This is a genomic window from Sneathiella sedimenti (assembly GCF_017313765.1).
In the GTDB taxonomy this organism is placed as follows: domain Bacteria; phylum Pseudomonadota; class Alphaproteobacteria; order Sneathiellales; family Sneathiellaceae; genus Sneathiella; species Sneathiella sedimenti.
Genome location: NZ_JAFLNC010000003.1, coordinates 42,586 through 62,838 on the forward strand (window position 1 = coordinate 42,586; position 20,253 = coordinate 62,838).

The following is a 20,253-nucleotide window of genomic DNA, read 5'->3' on the forward strand; positions in this document are numbered from 1 at the left end:
CCCAAATCAGCCTGGTTCGCCTGATATAATGCAAGAAGGGAAAAATAATGAATAATGCACAACCCGCAAACACTATAACCGCCGCTGACCATGCGAGTTTAATGGAGCAGTACACCCGCGAGGGCGAAGCGCGTGCCTACGCACTCGGCAATCGTGGACCCATCAGGTTGGGGCCGGATGGAAAGCTGGCCAGGGAAATCCTCGATGCCTATCGGGAACATGGATTCTATGTTTTTGAAGATGTCGTGGATGGCACGGAATTACGTGAGCTCCGGGAGGATGTCGATCATGTTCTGTCGCGGGCTCCCGTCGAGCCAGAAGCGGAACTCGACGCGGCCGGTCTGCCGGCGCTGGGGCCGGAGTTTGCGCGCTATCCCTATCGATTTGCAAAACCCCTTAGCGACCCGCTTGGTGGAACGTCCAAGAACAAGGGGCGGCACCCTGTCAAGATGCTCAACCCGACGCCGGGCGAAGATGCACCGAACTGGACGATCGAGCTGTTGACAGGTAATTTGCAACTGATGGACTCCTGCTTGCGGCTATATGGGCATCCCGGATTGCTCGCCGTGGCGGAGGCTATTAACGGCTCTGATTTCGTACCCTATAACGAAGTGGTCTTTATAAAAGAGCCCGGACTCGGGCCGTCGGTCGCCTGGCATCAAGACGGAACAACCCACTGGGATGCGCCAGATTGGGAACAAGATGCACATGGTTTCAATTTCATGACCCAACTCTATCCCAGCACACCCGCGAACTGTGTCTGGGTACTGCCGGGCAGCCACAAAGTGGGCAAAGCCGATATTCCCGGACTGGTAAGCGAAAGTGGCTCGGAACGGCTGAATGCGGCAGTGCCGCTTGTCTGTAAGGCCGGGGAGGTTTTCGCCGTTAATCGACAGCTGGTGCATGGTTCTTTTGCGAACTCGTCACCGGATCGGAGGGTGACCATTAACGCGGGCTTTTTCCCGCGCCATCGCGTTCTTGATATTACGACAAGCCAGCTCGACGGGCGCATGGAAACCTATGATGCAGAGCGTATCCATGCGCGCAGCCGGATCATCGCCCTTGGGATCGATGCGCGTCAGCAACGGTTTCCGGATGAACCAAGATTTGTCTATCAACCTCTCGCCGGCGAAGAGGAGGAAAATCGCTGGAACGAGGAAAATCGCGAAAAACTCCTCAAAAATTACAACCTGAAAGATATCTACATTTGACGTTAACGATTTAGGTCGTAAACTTGCGGCAGCGCACACTCATCATTGAATGAAGCGTGCCTGCCGAGGGAGTAATGCGACATGATTGCCTTATCGATAGTCATTGGCCTTATCGCCGTCGTCATTCTGTATATCATTGTGGCGTACAACGGGTTTGTCACCCTGCGAGAGAAAATCAACGAAGCCTGGAGCGGAATCGAAGTTCAGATGAAGCTTCGATACAACCTCATTCCCAATCTGATCGAGACCGTCAAAGGCTACGCCAAGCATGAAGCGGGCACATTCGAGGCCGTTACCCGGGCGCGAAACGATGCCATGTCCAACCATGGTTCCCCTGCAGAGCAGGCACAATCGGAAAATATGCTGTCCGGGGTGTTGAAATCCCTGTTCGCTCTGGCAGAAGATTATCCCGAACTCAAGGCCAATGAGAATTTTCAGAGTCTTCAAGACCAACTCGCGGATGTAGAGGACAAGATACAGTCTGCCCGGCGTTACTATAATGGCGTCGTGCGGGACAATAATATCAAGGTTGATCAATTTCCCAGTAATCTCGTTGCGACGGCCTTTCACTTTGTCAAAGCGGAATTTTTCGAGTTGGCCGAAGATGAGCAGGCTGCCCGCAAGCCGGTCGATGTCAGCTTCGACTAACCGATTCATCCCTGATCCGATGACCTTTCCAACACCAAAGTCTGGATTTCCGGCCTTTGCCCTATTTGGGCTTTTTCTTCTGATTGCCCTGATTTCTCCGTCTGTATCCCTTGCGGAAGAACTCATCAAAGAATTTAGAAGCGACCTTTGGATCCACGGTGACGCGAGCCTGATGGTGCGGGAGCAGATCACGGTCATAAGTGAGGGGAGGCAGATCAGGCGCGGAATTTATCGTGATTTCCCGACAGATTATAAGGATTCACAGGGCAATCAGTACCGGGTTGGCTTTGAGGTCGAAGAAGTCACTCGCGATGGGCGGCCGGAACCCTTCCTTACCGAGCGATTATCTAACGGCGTGCGTGTCTACATCGGGAACAAGGATGTCCTCATTCCGCCCGGACAACACAGCTATACGATCACCTATAAAACCACGCGTCAGATCGGGTACTTTGACGAAATAGACGAGCTTTACTGGAACGTGACGGGAAATGGGTGGGCATTTACCATCGAAAAAGCAAGCGCGCGTGTGCATCTGCCGGCAGGGGCTCGCGTACAGGGTTTTATTGCCTATACCGGATATCAGGGAGATAGAGGCAACGCATTCGGAACCCGCGATTATGCAGATGGCATGGAATTCTTTACAACAAAGCCACTGCACCCCCAGGAAGGATTGACCATTGCTGTTTCCTGGCCGAGCGGTTTTGTTGCCAGACCAACTGGCACGGAGAAGCTGAGCTATCTTCTCAGTGATAATAATGCCCTCTTTATCGGTATTATTGGTCTGCTGGTTCTTAACACTTATTACCTCCTTGTCTGGTGGCGTGTCGGGCGGGATCCGGCCGCGGGCACCATCATCCCGTTTTTTGAACCGCCACAAGGTTATTCCCCCGCCGCAATGCGGTATATCCGGAATATGGGGTTCGATAACAAGGTCTTCTCGGCCGCGATACTGAGCATGGCGGTAAAGGGGTACTTGACGATCGAGGAAGATAGTTTCGGGACATATACCCTGAAGCGGACCGGCGAAAAGGCTCCGCTCTCGATGGGAGAAAAGGCGGTTGCACAGCGGCTCTTTTCCAGTGTGCGGGATCAGATTGAGCTCAAACAGAAAAATCACTCAACCTTGCAGAGCGCTCGAGACGGACTGAAAGAATGGCTGCGGACTGAGTTTGAGAAAACCTATTTTAACAATAACCGGCAGTATTTTCTGCCGGGCGTCGGGCTTTCAATTTTTATCATCTTACTGATGATTATCTGGGCGCCCGATCCAGGAACCGCCGCCTTTATTTCCATCTGGCTTGCGGGATGGACGGCTGGCGTTTACTTCATCCTGCGCCGTGGATATCGGGCAGTGCTGGATTTTATAAATGGGAGAAATCCCTTTTCCGGTGTTGGAGCAATTATTTTATCCATCATGGCCATCCCTTTTCTCGGCGGAGAGGCCGTGGGGCTGATGTTTCTGGTTGAGGCAACTTCGCCGGCGGCAACAGTTCTTTTTCTGCTGATACAGGTCGTGAATCTCGTTTTCTACCATTTACTGAAAGCCCCAACATTGCTGGGGCGGCAAATGCTGGACAGATTTGCGGGATTTGCGGATTTCCTGAGCGTTACCGAAAAAGACCGCATGAATTTCTTCAATCCACCCGACCGCACGCCGGAGCTTTTTGAAAAGTTTCTCCCCTTTGCAGTAGCGTTGGACGTTGAAAACGCCTGGGCCGAACAATTCTCGAACAGTTTCGCAAATGCGCATGAAGGCCCATGGAAGGGGCAGGGATATCGTCCAACCTGGTATCAAGGGCGACATTTCAATCCAGCAGATCTTGGCGGGTTTTCCACCTCCCTCGGGCGTGGATTCACAAGTGCCATTTCCTCCGCTGCGACAGCGCCGGGCAGTTCCAGCGGTTCGTCCGGCGGCGGTTCATCTGGCGGCGGCGGTGGTGGCGGCGGAGGAGGGGGCTGGTAAATAAATTTACTGTCTCCCGGCTTGTTCGAGTGAACTTCTCATCTTAGGATTGGATAACTTTGAACGGGAGTCGCCGATGAAATACACACCGCAAAACCAAACGCCGGCCGATGCGGAAAGTCGCAAGGCCATCAAGCCGGTGATTGTCTACCCTGTCAACACTCTGCCACTCCCAGATGTCGGGATTTACGCCGATGCTCGGTCTCACCTGGAGCAGATAGATCAGATTATTGTGGCGCCGCGAGATGCAGAGTGTTTCCGGGTTCCGGCAGGGCATTTCTTTCGCATTGTCAGTACCGAGGGGCCGCAGGTTGGCGACCTTAACCTCTGGAACGCGGCAGATGTAAATGAACGGTTCTTTAGCGGCAAGACGCGCGCGCTACATGGCACACATGTCAGCGTTGGCGACAGGCTGTGGAGCAACTTGCCCTATATGAGACCCATGACGACCATCACTCATGATACGCTTGACTGGTACGGCTGGGACGCGGATGGGGGCGGTATTCACGATGTGATCGGCACGCGCTGTGATCCCTACACCAATGTGATGCTGGGCGGCGGAGAATATCATTATTGCTGTCATTCCAATCTCATTCGTGCTTTTGCGACGGCACAAAATATCTCCTATGATGAGGCTGAACCGTTCGTTCATGACGTCTTGAACGTGTTTATGTGCACCGGGTTCACACGGGATACTCATCAGTATTTTATGAAAGCGAGCCCGGTTCGCCCCGGCGACTTTCTGGAATTTTTCGCAGAGATCGATCTTTTGGGCGCCCTTTCGACCTGTCCCGGGGGGGATTGCAGCACCGGACATTCCAGCGATGACGCGGCCTGTTATCCGTTGAAGGTCGAAATATTCAGACCTACAAAAGGTCTGCCCGCAGACTGGAAGCCGGCCGAGCGATCCCGATATTCACGCCTTCACGGCAACAAGCAATAAGATCATTTGTGAGGTCATCTACCTCCTGCCTGATGAATAAATGCCTTACCGATTTTTGTCAGGCGGGCAAGATGGGCGCTTTTGGCGATGGTTAGGGATTTCGAGATATCACGGTACAAGTAGCGGATGTAGGGTTTGTCCGGCGTGGATATTTTCTCAAGTAGGGGGTCAAATGCTTGGGCGCAATTCTGGCACTGCTGATGAAATCCAAGCTGCAATTCCAGAAGCGGCTGAAGATCATCTCCCGCTGCGTCTGCCATAGCCGCGAGACGTGCCGCAATAACATCAAGGGCCTGGAGTTTCGTTGCGATTGCGCCAATTTCCACGGCCAGTTCGTCGGGTGCTTCTTCTGCGATATCCGAGAGAAGACAAGACATTGATCCGACCTGACCCCCAGCGCCCGCGGCATCCTCTATCGCGCGCATACGCAGTGACGTTTGATTGAATGCGTCTCCTTCCGCACCCAACAGGTTGGCAACGGGAACCCGGCAATTCTCGAGAGCAATGCCGCCGTGTGGGCAAGGATGCAAAAAGTCTATTTTGATACCTTCCGTGCGACGAAAGCCGGGGCTGTCAGCAGGAACGAGAATGGCGCTAAACGCCTTCCTGCCTTCCGTTTCGCTGGTAATTGCGAGGACGATGAACTGGTCGGCAATAGGCCCGTTCGTCAGGAATGCTTTCTCCCCATTGAGGACGAATTCATTGCCGTCCCGCCGCGCTGATGTTTTTAGATGCTTTGGATGAGCACCTGCGCCAGGCTCGGAAATGGCAACGGATAGTGTTGTTTTTCCGGCAACAAGAAATGGCAGCAACTGTTGTTGTATGGGGGAGGGAACATCAACCGCTATATGGAGTTTGGACATCAGCCAATGGGCCATGAAAACCATTGTCGTGCCCGGGACGCCGCCCACCTGATTGAGGGTCTTCGCGGCGACTGAAAGGAGCGTGTAGTCCGCACCAAGCCCGCCATATTCTTCTGGCAAGGAGAGACCCGCGATGCCTGAGGACCCAAATTCCTGCCATAGGTCCTGCGGAAAGACGTCAGAGGCGATCAATTCTTCTCGTCGGGGCCGGATATGAGTATTGGCAAATTCCCTGGTCTTCTGGATAATGTCCGTGCGTCGGATTTTTGCTGGGTTCACGTTACTCATTCCTTATTTTTTGTTATTCTGATCAGTGAGCGTGCGGAAAAGATTATAGCATAACAGTGGTGAATGTTTCGATATCTTGCATTTCTGTTTTAGACCCTATTCTATCGACAGCCTGACCGAAATTATAAGTAAATCGAAATTGCGATTAGCGTGGAGCCGACCGTATCGCGATAGATATAAAAAGAATGAGGAGAATATTGTGAAGCTTTACGACCTGCCCGCGTCCCCTAATGCCCGTCGCGTCCGTATCTTTATCGCGGAAAAGGGATTGGAAATTCCTAAAGAAGAAATCGACCTCTCCACCGGCTATCATACGAGCCCGGAGTATTTAAAGAAAAATATCCTCGGGAAAATGCCGGTGCTGGAGCTGGATGACGGGACAACAATCTCGGAAAGCCATGCGATCTGTCTTTATCTGGAAGAGCTAAACCCTGAGCCGCCCCTGATGGGGCAGACCCCGTTGGAGCGGGCGCATGTTGAGATGTGGAACCGTCGCATGGAGCTGGAGCTGCTAAACCCGCTTATGGGCGCGTTCGTTCATGGTCATCCCATGTGGAAGGGTATTCGCGAACAGGTGCCCGAGTATGTACCGGTTTGTCAGGCGCATGCGACCCGCAGCCTGGACTGGCTGGAGACGTCTTTGCAAGGTCGGGAGTATATCGCGACGGATTCCTACAGCATTGCTGATATCACGGCACAATGCGCGATCCTGATGGGGAAAGCAGTTGGTGTGCGTGCCTCGAGCGAACAGGTCAATATAAATGACTGGTGGACGCGGGTAACCAGTCGCCCGAGCGCGCGGGCGTGATTACCCTACGAGGGCAAGCGAGGAAATCGATCGTTTTGCACCCGTGGCTATGTGCCGGGCTTGCCTTGTTAGAATGCCCATGTATATGACTTTAAGTCATGCAGGAAAAATCGATGGCCACATCGGGAAAATCAGGCGTTCGTCGTAAATTCTTATGGAGTGGAGGTATTCTGCTCGTTGCGCTGCTTTTTGCGCTGTTCTTCCTGCGGACCACGGCACTGAAATATGCGGGTGAGTTGGTATTCGGATTTTACGGGTTTGACGAAGCTGTCTTGACCATAGATGCGGTCAACGTTGATCAGATCACGATCGGAGAATTATCGCTTTCTGATCAAATCAAGCTTCGGGACGTTGATCTTTATTATAAGCCGTTTTCTGTTCTTCGCGGTGAAATTGATAAGGTGGAAATTGGGACCCTTTTTGTCGATATTTCCAATCCGGAAGAGGGGGCAATAAAGCGAATAATAAGCCTCGCAAATGAAGGCAGCGGAAATAGCGAGGCGGTGCAGACGCGTCAACTTCCGGCAATACACCTAAAAACGGGGCAGGTTTTTGCGACCAATGGGGACAGCTCCTTTCAGGCGGAGTTTACGGCTGGCTTTACAGCCAATCAGATCCTGGACGCCAAGGGGACGGTCGAGGGCCAGGTCAAAACGGTCTCAGGCCCGATTGAATTGGAGAATATGGCGCTTTCGCTGCGCGCGGATATCGGGGTTCAATCGGCAACATTCGCGCTCAGTGAGGGGGTAATACGTCATGCGGGGCCCGAGCCGTACTGGGCCCCCCTTATGCTTATGGGCAAGGGAGAATTGGCTGCGGGAATATCCAGCCTGGAAATGTCCGTAAGAACAATGGATGGCCACCCCCTGATGGACCTGACAGGGAATTATGAGGTTGCCAACGCAACTGGTCGTGCCCAACTGCAAATTGAAGCGCTCCCCTTCCGTCGTGAGGGATTGCAACCTGCGGACCTTACACGTTACGCTGAAAGACTCCCGCCCTTCGATGGGACGCTAAAGTTTGTGACGAACGCAGAGATAGCAGGGCCCGCCATCACCTATGCGGGCGATCTTGTCATAGAGGATATGGCAATAGAAATTACCGACGGGCATATAGCCTCGTCGCGGTTTCCCCTTAAGTTTCAAGGGCAGTATCATCTGGAAGAGAATACGCAGGATGCGCAAATTACTTTACAGAAAACGGAGGTGTCAGGAGAGGTAGACGATCTGAAACTCGCTGCGAGTGACCTCACTGCAGAACTGAAAGTTCAAAATATTTTCGAGAAAATAGAACTACAGCTACTTGGGGGCATGATTAGAGATACTGGCCGGTCGCCTGACTTTTTGCCGTTTAATTTTACGCTTTCCGGCGAAATGTCGTCATTGCAGGAAATGTCGCTTCAGGGAGACGTTCGCAGCAGCGCCCAGAATTTGAAGGTCGACGTATCAGCGCAGTATCAGCTTGAGAGTGGCCAGGGGAAGCTAACCTTCCAGATGCCGGAAACGAAAATCGGAAAGGGTGGGGTGTCGCTTGCAGGCCTGTCCGCTCATTTAAAGGACATAGAAAACAGCCTTTCGGGGAACTTGTCGGCAAGCGGCGAAATAACTCGTGATGTCGAAGGCAACCTTATGGTCTCGTCGTTGTTTGCCGAGCTTCTAGAGGGTCGCTGGCAGGACACGGCGTTCGCGGCGGAAGGGATTGCTTTCAAGGTTTCCGGCGGCCAAAGTGAGAAAAAAACACTCTTTAAAGGCGTTGTTACCGGGGGGACTAAAAATGTTCGTCTGGATACCCAGAATATCGCAGTTTCGGATGTTGAGGCCAGTTTCGAGACAGGAATCACCGATCTTATACCCGCAAAAAATGGACGTATTGCCCTGTCCAGCCTGAGGTTAGTTCCGAAAGACGGCGCGCTTTTTAAGGAAACCCAGAAAGTCACGGGTGACGCGAGGCTGAGAAACGACAAAATTGACTTTTCACTCGCGCTGACATCGGATTTCCTTGGAAAGTACCTTCAACTGGAAGGCAGTCATTCATTGGAGCGCTCAACCGGGTCAGCTCGGGTTCTGGTCAACCCGCTATCTTTCACGGAAGGCGGACTGCAACCCGCAGATCTAATTGTCATTGAGACGGAGGTCACCGTAAAGGGCAAGATTGTCCCGGCGGGCGACGTAAGCTGGTCCGGCAAGGGAATAAAATCATCTGCCGATGTCAGGCTTGAAGATATTTCGGTCAAGGCAGCAGGGGGGAATATTTCCGATATCAACGGGATGGTACATATTGATGAACTCAGCCCGTTCACCATCTCATCGCCCCAGGAGATTGTGGCGCGTACTGCATCTGCCGGCATCCCCCTCGAGAATCCCGTTCTACGATTCCGTGTCCTGACAAGAAATGGTGCTCCCATTCTCTATATCGAGCGGTTGACCCTAGGGCTAGTGGGCGGCTCCGCCATAATTGAAGATGCCCTCATTGATACGGGTGCAGAGATCAATCGGGTAGAGATTCAACTGACCCGTCTTGATCTTGAGCAGGTGATGGCGCTCAGCAATGTCGAGGAGCTTGTAGCAACGGGCCATGTCAGTGGAAAAATTCCCCTTGTTTTCGGCGGGACACGCCTCCTCGTCGAGGACGGGTTGTTGGCGGCGGATGGTCCGGGCGTGCTGAAAATGACGTCTGAAGCGGCACGGCAGGCGCTCGGCGCTGGAGGTGAGCAGGCGAAACTGCTTCTCGATGTGCTGGAGAATTTTCGCTATTCGGAGTTGTCAATACAGGTCACAAAGACGGAAAGCGGCGAAGATACAGTCAAATTGCACGCCGCGGGGAGCAATCCGGACGTTGAGAATGATCGTCCCGTGATCCTAAACATCAATCTGACAACCAGCCTGGACAAGATATTTAATGCCATACTGAGTGGCTATCTCTTGTCGGAAAAAGCACTCCGTGCTACCGTTGATGGTCGATAAAATGACTGAAGGAATATCTGTGGGTAAACATTCTCTTCTTGCGATGTCGATCGCGGCAGTGATCTTGTTCGCCGCAGTTTCCTGTACTCCTACAGTAAAGGTCGAAGCACCGGCTGAACCCATTACAATCAATCTGAATATCAAGCTGGACGCAGAAGTGCGTCTCAAGATTGAAGAGCAGGCGAAGGACGATATTAATAAAAATCCGGGAATATTCTGATATGCGATCTGTAATAAACAGCAGGAATTTCAGCCGCAGGAAGCTATTTCGCAAAGCATTGCTCTCTTGCGCCATTATTGCAAGCATGCCGCTTTGCGCGGCCCTGCCGGCTTGGGCTGACCAGCTTGACGACTTGCGGGCGTCTGGTGCAGTTGGAGAGGCCTTTGATGGATTTGCCCGTGCACGAGATGGATCGGCGCAGGGGTTCGTTGATAACCTGAATGAACAGCGGCGGGTTATCTATGTGAAACGCGCCAAGACCGAAAATGTGGGGGTTGAGCAGGTTGGGCGTGTCTATGCGGTGGAAATCCTCAAGAAGGCCCCGGCAGGAACCTGGTTCCTGAGTGAAAGCGGGCAATGGACGCAGAAGTAGGCTCTATTCTTTCACCTTCCGAAAACGGAAGTCGCACATACCATCACCTTTCATGCAGGTTTTTTCGCGCTTGAGTTCCAGGCCGAGACCTTCAGCGAGAGCAAAATCGCAATTACAGATCAAAAGTGGTCCAAGATCGCGGGCGCCCATTTCTTCCATCATTTTTGTATAGGCGCATTTATGGACGTCGACATGGAACTCATCGTCGCTTCGTTTTAGCACGTCAAATTCGAACTCAACACCAATGCCAAAAGACGCGAACTCGGCTTCCAGCTTCGGAATGGTCATCGGGTTATCGCGTGATCGAGTTTCAGATATTTGTCGGTTGGTGCTGTCCAGCGCCTGCCGTACTAGATGATGGGCTTTTTTCCGCCCGAGTTCCTTTTCCATTGCTCGAACCAGCGGAATTTGCGCTTCTACGGTGAGCTTGATGTGGTCGAAGGGAGTAATGTTGTTCTTATCTGTCATCTGTCCTGTTCCCTCGGCGCCGACTTCCCGTCCGGTATTTCTACCGGGCGGGAATGAGGGGCGATGTTGTCTAGTTTGTGCCTTCCAAAGCTTCTATTTTATCCTGGGTCTTGTTTTCGAAGTCACTGGCGTCGTGCCGCTCGCGCAGCTGTTCCTCCAGAGGACCGGTCGCTCGGTTGACCATTCGACCACGACGAACCGCAGCCCGGTTGCCAACCTCCTCCGTCCAGCGATTGACATGCTTGTAAGAGCTTGCGTCAAGAAACTCCGCGGCTTCATAAACCTTGTTCATTACCAACGCGCCATACCAAGGCCAGATGGCCATATCGGCAATCGTATATTCATCGCCGCAAATAAATTTATTGTCCGCGAGCTGTCGATCCAGCACATCGAGTTGGCGTTTCACCTCCATGGCAAACCGGTCAATTGGATATTCGAACTTTTCCGGCGCGTAGGCATAAAAATGGCCAAAGCCGCCACCGAGATACGGGGCGCTACCTACCTGCCAGAATAGCCAGGAGAGGCATTCGGCTCGCTCGGCAGTTCCGGTCGGGATGAAGGCACCAAATTTTTCGGCAAGATGCAACAGGATTGCCCCAGACTCAAATACCCGTATCGGCTTTTCGCCGCTATGATCCATCAAAGCTGGAATTTTGGAGTTTGGATTCACGTCTACAAAGCCGCTACCAAACTGGTCACCTTTTCCGATACTGATCAGCCAGGCATCATACTCCGCGCCAGAAATCCCTTTTGCCAGCAGTTCCTCTAACAGGATGGTGACTTTGACACCATTGGGCGTGCCAAGGGAATAAAGCTGCATCGGGTGTTTCCCAACCGGCAACTCCTTCTCGTGCGTTGCGCCAGCGATGGGACGATTGGTGCTGGCAAAGCGGCCGCCGTTCTCCTTTTCCCATTTCCAGACTTTCGGTGGTACGTAGGCTGCTGTTTCATTCATGTTCGAAACTCCGTTCACTCATCGCGTGATGCGATATGTGGTTCTTTCTTTATTTTGCGCCCCGTCGACATTCTGTACAAAACTTTCCAAATGTCCACAAACAGATTTGTGATTTGCGGTGGCTATTACAGATACGGCCAATAAAAAGCAGGCACACTCAAGCAGTTTGCAGTCTAAGAATTGGCCGTTAAAAATGTTCTCTCTTGGCTATTTCAATGATTGCATTGATAAAACCTTGATGACTTCCAAGGCCTTCTTTGTGCACAAATTGCGGACTACCCCAAATATGGTTTGTTTCAAGGATTAGAGGGCCGTCATCGAGAATGAATATGTCATGTCCGAGAGAGAAAATCTCTGGAAAAGCTTCATGTACGGCAATCGCAAGAGATTGCATTTGATCGAAATATGGGACCTCAAATCCTTCAAGGCGAATATTATTCGGTCCAAAAGTTTCGATACTTTCGGGAAGGATCGCGGTGGTTTTCCGGCTTCCGCGGAGGAGTTTCTTTGAGTTTAAATCTATTGGAGCGCCAATCGCTGAATGAGAGGCGTCAACCAGGCTGTCATTAATTCCAAGACGCAGCCGTGCAAGGAGAGGACGAATGGTTTCGCGGTCGCGAAAGGTAATTAAACGAACGCTTTGAACGCTGTCGGGATTGAACCTTGCCAGATCGGGGTGGCTTTTTAGCAGGGGTTGAAATATCAATTCCTCTTTGCAGTTTTCCATGAGAATTTTGTACATCTCAGACCAATCACCGTCGAAGCGTCCGCCCGTTGCGTAAGTCAGCGACCATGTGTCATCGTCATCACAGGATAAACGCCCAGCGCCATTGCCCTGCATGCCGTATCGGGGCTTAAAGAATAACCCTTCTGTTCTCGCAATCGGGCGGATCTTTTCCCCCAGATCTTTTTCTGGCAAAGGAGTTAGTAGGTTAAGGCGAGCGATAATGGGGGCTGTTCGCAACCCCTTCTTGGTGCATAATTCGGCAAACTGTATCTTGTCTTCTGTCAGGATTGTAGTTTTCTTTTGATTAAGAAAGAAGTTCAGGAAGCTGAACTGACGATAATCTATAAAAGACCCTGCCGCGGCATATTGCTCGGGCATAAATAGCGCGCAAATGTAATAGTCCCCTGGTTCCATGCGAAACATAGTTAGTAAGATCAGGCGCTCCAGAACTTGCCGAAAATAGCCCTTGCCAGATAATTTTCGTGCGCTGGTAACATCTTCCTTCGATGGAAAGAACACAGTCGGCAGGCGCCGCAGAAAAAAACTGAGGGAAAGCACTTTGTGAAAGAAGGTTTTGAATTTTCCCGTTCGTTCCGCCTTGACCGCGATACGCCGGATTTCTCTCATGCTGGCAGGATCCGCCTTACCATATCCAGGTTTCAATTGGTTCAAATGGGCCAGTTGTTCCTCCTGGTTTAAATCAAGCCGACAATTTTTCTTCCTGAGCCTTGTTTAGGAAATATGAAAGCTTGCCGGCGAGTTCCTGTACGTTTGGTTCTTTCATTATGGCAACATGCCCACCGGTAATTTCGCAAATATCCAGTCTTCCTTTTATCAAGTTCCGCCATTCATTGTGAACATCAGGGTGAAGAGAAACAGGAAGCTCCGTCCGAAAGAGAATAGCATCTCCCATGTAGGGAGTCGGACGAAATTTTCGAATATTCAGGGCATTGAGGTCCTGATTACTGACGGCAGTCGCAGTAGATGTGTCAGATCCCGAAAGACTGCCGTTAGAAATGGCCATAAGTTTCAATTTTATCTGTCGTTTTACGCCTGAGGCGATGTTTTGCAATCGCGCAAATATGTAGCTTGGCTTTTCACGCAATGGCAATTGCGACCATACTCTATAATGCCGGGACAACCAGCTTAGCGGAGACACGTATCGATTGCCGCTTGGAAGATATGTATCGAGCAAAGCGAGAAAGGCAGTTTCCTCTCCGAGCGCCGCTATCTTTTGAGCAATCAAGAACGCGACAAGGCCGCCGAATGAATGCCCTCCGAGATAGTACGGACCCTGTGGTTGCACTTGGCGTATTTCATCCAAATAATAATCTGCCATTTCTTCAAGCGAAGAAAAGCGAGAAAAGTTCGCGTCTGAAGGCGTTTGCTGTATGCCGTAGAAAGGTTGATCAATATCGAGATACTTGGCGAATTCCCTATATCCAAGAACCTCACCGCCAATTGGATGTACAAAGAATAAGAGCGGACGGTTGCCGTTTGGCTTGATCGGCACGATGCAGGAGGAGGAAAGTCCCTCTTCAATAAGCTGAGCCATCTCGCGAATTGTTCCCGCTTCAAACAAGACGTCTCTCGGGAGACGACGCCCCAGTACCTCTTCTATCCGTAAAAAAAGGTCTACCGCTTGAAGAGAATCCCCGCCCAGGGCAAAGAAGTTTTCATCGAGGCCAATATTTTTCTGTCCAAGCACATCCTGCCATATCTTCTGCATTTTATGCACATCTGCCGGCAGCTTTTCTTGTTTGTTGGCATCAATCGATACAACAGTGCCCGATATTGGGACCTGAAGTTGTTGATAAAGTTTTCGGCGTTGCGCTTTGCCTGTTGCCCCTTTTGGGATTTCATCGACGAAAATAATACGGGATGGAATCTTGTTGGGGATAAGATAGTCTTTCAAAAAATTCTTTAGATCAATTTCCGAAACAGTTTTATCCGCCTCTAAAACCACTGAAAGCGCGATATCCTCACCCAAGGTATTGTGTGGCAGAGGGAAGGAGACGGCTTCGCGGACTGCCTCATGCTTCATTGCGGCCTGATCCACTTCGGTCGGGATTATTTTTACCCCGCCACGGTTGATCATTTCCTTGGTGCGGCCAGTAATAAACAGAAACCCATCCTCGTCCAGATAACCTTCGTCGCCGGTGTGATACCACCTCTTTGAAAAGGCTTCCCGGTTTGCCTCCGGGTTGTTTTCATAACCATCAAAGGCGGTTTCTCTTGTAACTGCAACTTCTCCTTTTTCCATTGCCGGAACCGGCTCTCCCGTCTCATCAACAACATAAACTCTACTTCTATCCGGTTGGCCGACACTTCCTTTTTTGCGGGGGGCTGGCGGAATCCCGGAGCAGGCCATGAAACTTGTCTCTGCAGAGCCGTAGGCCTCCACAACCGGCGTGTCAAAGATCGCTTCCAGCCTTTCCGCTATTTTTTGATCGAGGTGGCCCGTACCAGTTCGGAGCATGCGTAACGACGGCTTTACCGCGTCTATTGCTTCTAGATAGTCACGTGCTTTTCTTTCGATAGAATGAAAAACGGTGTAGCCGCCGGCAATAACGGTTGGCTTGGCCTCGCCTAAGCAACGGAACAGCATTTCAACATCGTTATTCTTGATGGGAAAAAAGCTCGCGCCGGAAAAGAGGGTTGTCAGCAAGCCCGCGGCGAATCCACCAGTATGAAACAAGGGCATGATATTAAGGACGCGGTCATGTCTCGCAAATTTCAGCATTTGCGCCATATTTGTTACTCGTGGGAGCACAATACGGTGGGGAAGTGGCACTGTTTTGCCATAGCTGGTGGTGCCCGACGTTGTAAAGACAACAAACAGGTCATCGGGCTGAATTGGGTCAGCGGTAGCTTCTGTTTGGCGGTCTACATTGCCTTTAAGCTGGATTTTTCCCGCAGACGCCGGATCTATATGTTCAATTTCGAAGATTGGAAGGCCTAGCTTTTCTGCAGCGTTTCGGGCCTGAGACGTGAGATCCTTCTCAATGGCGAGAGCGTTTATTTTCTTGTCCTGAAAGTGAAGGTAAAATTCGCCAGCGGACATTGCCGGATTGAAGGGTGCGACAGTGGCGTTACAGGCGATCCCGATCAAAGAGGCCGCCATTTCCGGGCCGCCGGAGTGAACGACAGCTATCCGGTCATTACGACCAAATCCGCAAACGGCTAGTTCATTACGAAATTCCCTGACCAACTGATAGAGACTCTGGAAATTCAAAGGTGCCTGGCCAGGCCCAAGCAATGCGGGGGCAGTTGGCGTTTCTGCCGCCCAAAACTCGATGACATCAAGATATGTTCGAAATGAATTCATAAATTTTTACTCGACTAACAATAAGGCCTTAATAAGGAGATAAGGCTAAAGTTTAGTAAAAATTATCTGCCGTTATTATCTTAGATTCGAATTTCGTGAGTTGTCTAATCACTGCATAGTTTTAAACGTACAAAGTAATACAATCATGAATTAGGGATTTTATATTATTCGAATTTCCCGCACATAGTCCTTAAAACTGGGATTTCCATACTATTGAATAGTATCATGAAGACAGTTAAACATAAATTATTCATTCCGGTCACCCTGTTTTCATCGCTCATTTGCCTATGGATCGTGTTAGTAAAATTGATATTATAGACTGATAAAAAAGAAACCAGAAAGGTCGGGCCGTGCTCATCTCAAATGTAAAAGTCCTGTGTTTCGACGTATTCGGAACCGTAACGGATTGGTATTCTTCCGTCACACAGGAAGGACAAAAATTATCTGACAGGACCGGCATTGCTGTTCCCTGGGGGGAGTTTGTTAGAAAATGGCGCATTGATGGTTACCTGAAAGCGCTCGGCGAGATCTCTTCGGGAAAAAGGGAGATCATTCCAACTGCCCAAATCCATAAGGAGAAACTCCTCTCCCTGATCGATGAATATGGGATGAGCGGTCTCAGTGATGCGGATATAGACGACTTCAATCTCGTGTGGAATCGACTGGATGTTTGGGATGACGCGGTTGAAGGCCTGTCATTGCTAAAGCAAAATTATATGATCCTACCTTTTTCCAACGGCGATTTTCGTTGTTTGCTGGACCTAAGCCGTCACAGTAACCTTCCGTGGGATGGAATCATCTCCGCCGACTTCTTCAAGAAGGTCAAGCCCGACCCCACGATTTACCATGATGCCGCCGCCCTTCTCCAATTACCGCCGGAGCAGATCATGATGGTGGCCTGTCACGCGCGGGACCTCGAGGGGGCGAAAAACGCCGGCTTCAAAACGGCCTATGTCAATCGCCCCTTGGAGTTCGGTCCGGGCATCCCGCCAGAAGAAAAGCCTGTTCCTTTTGACTACGAGGCCGACAGCTTTATCGAACTGGCAGAAATATTACAAAAGGCATCTTCCTGATGCTTCGTTAATCCAGATTGATATTTCCTTCCGGTATTTCGCTGCCTTGAATTCTTCCGCTGATGATCCATTGGTTGAGCGGTGTTCTATCTGCGCCTGAAGTATAGTATTTCAGTGTGGTGTAGAAGATGTAGAATTTATCCTCAACCGGCTCTGCGGTTGCGACCTGAAACTGGTCCCATTCGTAAAAATAAGTGGTTTCCGTTCCCGAAAGGGTCACGGTGCCGCTCAGGCTGACATCAATTTTGTCAAACTCGGCCTCGGTCGTTTTTTTGGATCGACGGACTTTATCAGTATTGATAACCAGCCGCTTTATCTCTCCCACATAATCATATTTCGGATTCTTAAGTGTATTGAGTGCGATGTCGGTTAGGTCAGAATCGGTCGTAGCCGCTTTTGGCATTCGCACCAGTTCCAGCGCCCTTTTATGGTTGTTCTCATACTTGTTCGCGACGTCTTCAATACGGGCGAGCAGTGCAACTCGCTCCTCGTAATTGTCATGTTTTAGTAGCTGTGCGTATTCGGCGGCTTCGCTTACCAAGAGATGCTTTTTGGCAATTTCCTGTCTAATTTCATCCGCCCGCCCGGCGACGAGAAAATGCTGCATTTGCTGTTGCGGGTCTGTCGGGTCAAGATTGTCGTAGAACGCAAGATTCTCCGATTCAAACTGAACTGTATGTGTGAGGTTTGCAGTAAAGCTATGCACGCTGTTGTCGATATTGCTAACTACCTCACGAAGGTAGCGGTCAAACCTGTCGACATCCTGGAGGTCGTATGGAGCGCCCTGTTCGACGGTTGGTACATTATTCGGTAGATAGGCGCGCTGCTTGATCTCGGGAATAGGTTGAAAGATGGCAATCGCCTCGTTGCGGGTGGTTGCGAGATCTTTCAACCATTGCACCAGTTGCCCCTTCTCGAACGGCTGCTGAGGAGTGGGCGGGATCTTCAGTTGACGAATATACTCGTTGATTTCCTTAAGTCGTGCCTGAACATCGCCAAGTGCCACGAGCTCCTTCGCGGCATGATCTTTTCCAAAAGCAACCATGTTTTGCAGGGCCTCGAGGGCGTTTGCCGCGGCAACAACATCCGGATCGTCCTCGAACTCCGAAAATTTACCAAGTGATCCTTGATACCTCCCAACAGCGGTTTCAATTTTTTCAACATATGCCGGATCCTGGAAAGGTATTGGCCCCGCCTTATCTACGGTATCGGTTGCGCTCTCGATATCTCGCTTCAGCTTTTTCACCTGCACGCGCTGGTGAGAGATCATCTGCTTGGGCGGCGTATTCGGGGAAGTAGTCGACGCGGCCGCGGGAGAGGAAGCGTTGGTCGGCGCTGACGGAGTGGTTGTCGGCGCATTGGAAGTGGCACCCGATGGATTGAGCAGGCCATTCATATGTGTGACCAATGCATTATAGCGCTGGTCCGCCTCCTGCCAGGCAGGTTGGGAATGGTCCGGCGCCTTATCAAGCCGCTGACGGGTTATTTTCAGAAGCTTCAGAACACGATTGACGTTGGTCTTTGATGCCGTTGTTTGGCCGGCGAACTGCTGCTCGTACTTTTCAATATCCGCAAGAGCAGCTGTTACATTCCTGTCGACATCGGCGAAGGCCGTTCCTGTTAGAATGAAAACAAACAGAAAACCAGCAAGGAGGAGCTTTTTCATGATCATTAAAACCACCAGTATTTGTGAAGAATGATAAAATTCTTTACGCGACTTTATGGTGCCTAGAGCGAAAAAATAGCATATTTGATCCTGGCGGACGAGCCTCGTCGTTACTCTTGGGGGAACGCTCTAGATGGAAGGTTAGTAACTGCCTTTGGAATATGAAGGAGGCGCCTCGCAAAAAGCGCCTCCCTCCGGTATCAGCCTTTAAACTTCTTGATTTCTCCGGAAGCAAGACGTTCACGATAGGAATGGAACTCCTGCTTCACCAACCTCATGAGGAAGTAGAGCGCGAAAATATTGACAACGGCCATCGCGAAAATTGCGGCGTCCGAAAAATCAATAACCGGGCCCAGGCTTGCTGCGGCGCCGATGATCACAAAGACGCAGAAAATCAGCTTGAAAATCAACTCCGTCGTTTTCCCTTCGCCGAACAGATACGTCCAGGCTTTCAGTCCGTAATAAGACCAGGAAATCATCGTCGAGAAAGCAAACAGGACCACTGCTATCGCCAGGACATAGGGGAACCAGCTTATTGCAGAGCCGAAGGCTGCGGAAGTCAAGGCAACTCCCGATGTTCCGCCGACGGTGGCAATCATCGATCCATCCAGGACGTATTTTCCGGTTGCCGGATCGACAATGAGCTGGCCAGTGATGATGATGACCAGCGCTGTCATCGTACAGATAACGACCGTGTCGATGAACGGCTCCAGTAGGGAGACAACTCCTTCCGTTATCGGTTCTTTCGTTCGTACGGCCGAATGGGCGATTGCAGCCGAGCCAACACCCGCTTCGTTGGAGAAGGCGGCCCGCTTGAATCCCTGAATGAGCGCGCCAACCAATCCACCAGCGACGCCAAGACCTGTAAAGGCACCTTCAAAAATCTGACCAAAGGCCCAGCCAATTTTGTCATAGTTAACCAGAAGAATTATTATCGCGGCCGCCACATACAGGATGCCCATAAATGGTACGACCTTTTCCGTTACCCGTGCGATTGATTTCATGCCGCCGATAATTACCGCAAAAACAATGACGGAGAATGCAATGCCGGTGATCCATCCGGGGTAGTCGCCGACAATCCCGGCAATCTGAGCATGTGCCTGGTTTGCTTGAAACATATTGCCGCCACCAAGTGCACCAAAGATACAGAAGATGGAAAAGAGAATGGCGAGAGGTTTGCCGCCCGGAATTCCAAGTTGCTTGAAACCTTTTGAAATATAGTACATTGGCCCGCCGGAGACCGTGCCATCGTCATATTCATTCCGGAATTTTACGCCGAGCGTACATTCCGTAAATTTTGATGCCATACCAAGCAGGCCGGCCAGTATCATCCAGAATGTGGCGCCCGGTCCGCCTATGCCGACTGCGACTGCCACACCTGCAATGTTCCCAAGTCCGACCGTGCCAGAAAGAGCCGTTGCAAGCGCCTGAAAATGGCTGACTTCACCGGCATCTTCGGGATCCGAATAGTCGCCTTTCACCAAGCTGATCGCATGGCCGAAGAAGCGGAACTGGACAAAGCCGAAATAGAGTGTGAAAATTGACGCGGCGATAACCAGCCACATCACGATCCAGGGAAAGCTCGTGCCCGGAATGGGGGCGAAGATAAAGCTGACAAACGGACCGGTAGCCGCCGCGAAGGCTTGATTGACTTGTTGGTCCAGGGTCATCGCCTCTTGGGCAAATGACGTGCCGGCCACGGCAATCGCCGCGATCTGAACGAGCAGTGCGATAAATAAGTTTCTCATGACGACCC

The 20,253-nt window shown here is 51.0% G+C and carries 16 protein-coding genes; 9 read left to right on the top strand and 7 right to left on the bottom strand.

Annotated features, from left to right (window positions below; translation table 11 throughout):
* Positions 1-47: 47 nt before the first annotated feature.
* The 4 genes from J0X12_RS09565 (at position 48) to J0X12_RS09580 (ending at position 4,765) form a co-directional block, all read left to right on the top strand.
* The gene (locus tag J0X12_RS09565; RefSeq protein WP_207044849.1) at positions 48-1,211 is read left to right on the top strand and encodes a phytanoyl-CoA dioxygenase family protein; all 1,164 of its coding nucleotides are present in this window, start codon (positions 48-50) and stop codon (positions 1,209-1,211) included.
* Positions 1,212-1,292: 81 nt separating this feature from the next.
* Positions 1,293-1,859 (top strand): LemA family protein, encoded by a 567-nt coding sequence (locus tag J0X12_RS09570; protein ID WP_207044851.1) that lies wholly within the window; start codon positions 1,293-1,295, stop codon positions 1,857-1,859.
* A complete protein-coding gene (locus tag J0X12_RS09575) occupies positions 1,843-3,822 on the top strand; it encodes a DUF2207 domain-containing protein (RefSeq protein WP_207044853.1) in 1,980 nt (659 codons plus the stop codon). The genes J0X12_RS09570 and J0X12_RS09575 overlap by 17 nt, the downstream gene beginning before the upstream one ends.
* Positions 3,823-3,898: 76 nt before the next feature.
* Entirely contained in the window at positions 3,899-4,765 is an 867-nt protein-coding gene (locus J0X12_RS09580) for an urea carboxylase-associated family protein (RefSeq protein ID WP_207044855.1), read from the top strand.
* 14 nt (positions 4,766-4,779) lie between these two features.
* Here the strand turns inward: J0X12_RS09580 and J0X12_RS09585 are convergent, their stop codons facing one another.
* Positions 4,780-5,907, bottom strand: coding sequence for an acyl-CoA dehydrogenase family protein (locus tag J0X12_RS09585; RefSeq protein WP_207044858.1), 1,128 nt, complete (start codon positions 5,905-5,907; stop codon positions 4,780-4,782).
* Positions 5,908-6,115: 208 nt separating this feature from the next.
* Here J0X12_RS09585 and J0X12_RS09590 point away from each other — a divergent pair, with 208 nt between their 5' ends.
* The 4 genes from J0X12_RS09590 (at position 6,116) to J0X12_RS09605 (ending at position 10,280) form a co-directional block, all read left to right on the top strand.
* Positions 6,116-6,724: a glutathione S-transferase family protein gene (locus J0X12_RS09590; protein WP_207044861.1), complete on the top strand. Its 609-nt coding sequence runs from the start codon at positions 6,116-6,118 to the stop codon at positions 6,722-6,724.
* A gap of 113 nt (positions 6,725-6,837) precedes the next feature.
* Entirely contained in the window at positions 6,838-9,687 is a 2,850-nt protein-coding gene (locus tag J0X12_RS09595; RefSeq protein WP_207044864.1) for an intermembrane phospholipid transport YdbH family protein, read from the top strand.
* A gap of 19 nt (positions 9,688-9,706) precedes the next feature.
* Positions 9,707-9,907, top strand: a complete 201-nt coding sequence (locus tag J0X12_RS09600) for a YnbE family lipoprotein (RefSeq protein WP_207044866.1) — start codon at positions 9,707-9,709, stop codon at positions 9,905-9,907.
* A gap of 1 nt (position 9,908) precedes the next feature.
* Positions 9,909-10,280 (top strand): YdbL family probable chaperone protein, encoded by a 372-nt coding sequence (locus J0X12_RS09605; RefSeq protein WP_207044869.1) that lies wholly within the window; start codon positions 9,909-9,911, stop codon positions 10,278-10,280.
* 3 nt (positions 10,281-10,283) lie between these two features.
* Here J0X12_RS09605 and J0X12_RS09610 read toward each other — a convergent pair whose 3' ends face one another.
* From J0X12_RS09610 to J0X12_RS09625, 4 genes are all read right to left on the bottom strand, one after another.
* Complete coding sequence (locus tag J0X12_RS09610; RefSeq protein ID WP_207044872.1) at positions 10,284-10,748, bottom strand: L-2-amino-thiazoline-4-carboxylic acid hydrolase; 465 nt, start codon at positions 10,746-10,748, stop codon at positions 10,284-10,286.
* A 70-nt stretch (positions 10,749-10,818) separates the two neighbouring features.
* On the bottom strand, positions 10,819-11,703 hold the full coding sequence (gene yghU / locus J0X12_RS09615) for a glutathione-dependent disulfide-bond oxidoreductase (RefSeq protein ID WP_207044875.1): 885 nt from the start codon (positions 11,701-11,703) through the stop codon (positions 10,819-10,821).
* A 187-nt stretch (positions 11,704-11,890) separates the two neighbouring features.
* On the bottom strand, positions 11,891-13,102 hold the full coding sequence (locus J0X12_RS09620; protein ID WP_207044878.1) for a sugar-transfer associated ATP-grasp domain-containing protein: 1,212 nt from the start codon (positions 13,100-13,102) through the stop codon (positions 11,891-11,893).
* A gap of 28 nt (positions 13,103-13,130) precedes the next feature.
* A complete protein-coding gene (locus J0X12_RS09625) occupies positions 13,131-15,758 on the bottom strand; it encodes a non-ribosomal peptide synthetase (RefSeq protein ID WP_207044881.1) in 2,628 nt (875 codons plus the stop codon).
* A gap of 350 nt (positions 15,759-16,108) precedes the next feature.
* Here J0X12_RS09625 and J0X12_RS09630 point away from each other — a divergent pair, with 350 nt between their 5' ends.
* Positions 16,109-16,831, top strand: a complete 723-nt coding sequence (locus J0X12_RS09630; RefSeq protein ID WP_207044884.1) for an HAD-IA family hydrolase — start codon at positions 16,109-16,111, stop codon at positions 16,829-16,831.
* Between the two features lie 7 nt (positions 16,832-16,838).
* Here the strand turns inward: J0X12_RS09630 and J0X12_RS09635 are convergent, their stop codons facing one another.
* A complete protein-coding gene (locus J0X12_RS09635; RefSeq protein WP_207044887.1) occupies positions 16,839-18,503 on the bottom strand; it encodes a hypothetical protein in 1,665 nt (554 codons plus the stop codon).
* Positions 18,504-18,697: 194 nt separating this feature from the next.
* Positions 18,698-20,245, bottom strand: coding sequence for an alanine/glycine:cation symporter family protein (locus tag J0X12_RS09640; RefSeq protein WP_207044890.1), 1,548 nt, complete (start codon positions 20,243-20,245; stop codon positions 18,698-18,700).
* Positions 20,246-20,253: the final 8 nt, after the last annotated feature.

Excerpts from the sequence above, each read along its gene's own strand:
- J0X12_RS09625 (WP_207044881.1), bottom strand. The coding sequence starts at position 15,758 with ATGAATTCATTTCGAACATATCTTGATGTCATCGAGTTTTGGGCGGCA.
- J0X12_RS09575 (WP_207044853.1), top strand. The coding sequence starts at position 1,843 with ATGTCAGCTTCGACTAACCGATTCATCCCTGATCCGATGACCTTTCCA.
- J0X12_RS09610 (WP_207044872.1), bottom strand. The coding sequence starts at position 10,748 with ATGACAGATAAGAACAACATTACTCCCTTCGACCACATCAAGCTCACC.
- J0X12_RS09605 (WP_207044869.1), top strand. The coding sequence starts at position 9,909 with ATGCGATCTGTAATAAACAGCAGGAATTTCAGCCGCAGGAAGCTATTT.
- J0X12_RS09640 (WP_207044890.1), bottom strand. The coding sequence starts at position 20,245 with ATGAGAAACTTATTTATCGCACTGCTCGTTCAGATCGCGGCGATTGCC.
- J0X12_RS09595 (WP_207044864.1), top strand. The coding sequence starts at position 6,838 with ATGGCCACATCGGGAAAATCAGGCGTTCGTCGTAAATTCTTATGGAGT.
- J0X12_RS09580 (WP_207044855.1), top strand. The coding sequence starts at position 3,899 with ATGAAATACACACCGCAAAACCAAACGCCGGCCGATGCGGAAAGTCGC.
- J0X12_RS09565 (WP_207044849.1), top strand. The coding sequence starts at position 48 with ATGAATAATGCACAACCCGCAAACACTATAACCGCCGCTGACCATGCG.
- yghU (WP_207044875.1), bottom strand. The coding sequence starts at position 11,703 with ATGAATGAAACAGCAGCCTACGTACCACCGAAAGTCTGGAAATGGGAA.
- J0X12_RS09570 (WP_207044851.1), top strand. The coding sequence starts at position 1,293 with ATGATTGCCTTATCGATAGTCATTGGCCTTATCGCCGTCGTCATTCTG.
- J0X12_RS09635 (WP_207044887.1), bottom strand. The coding sequence starts at position 18,503 with ATGATCATGAAAAAGCTCCTCCTTGCTGGTTTTCTGTTTGTTTTCATT.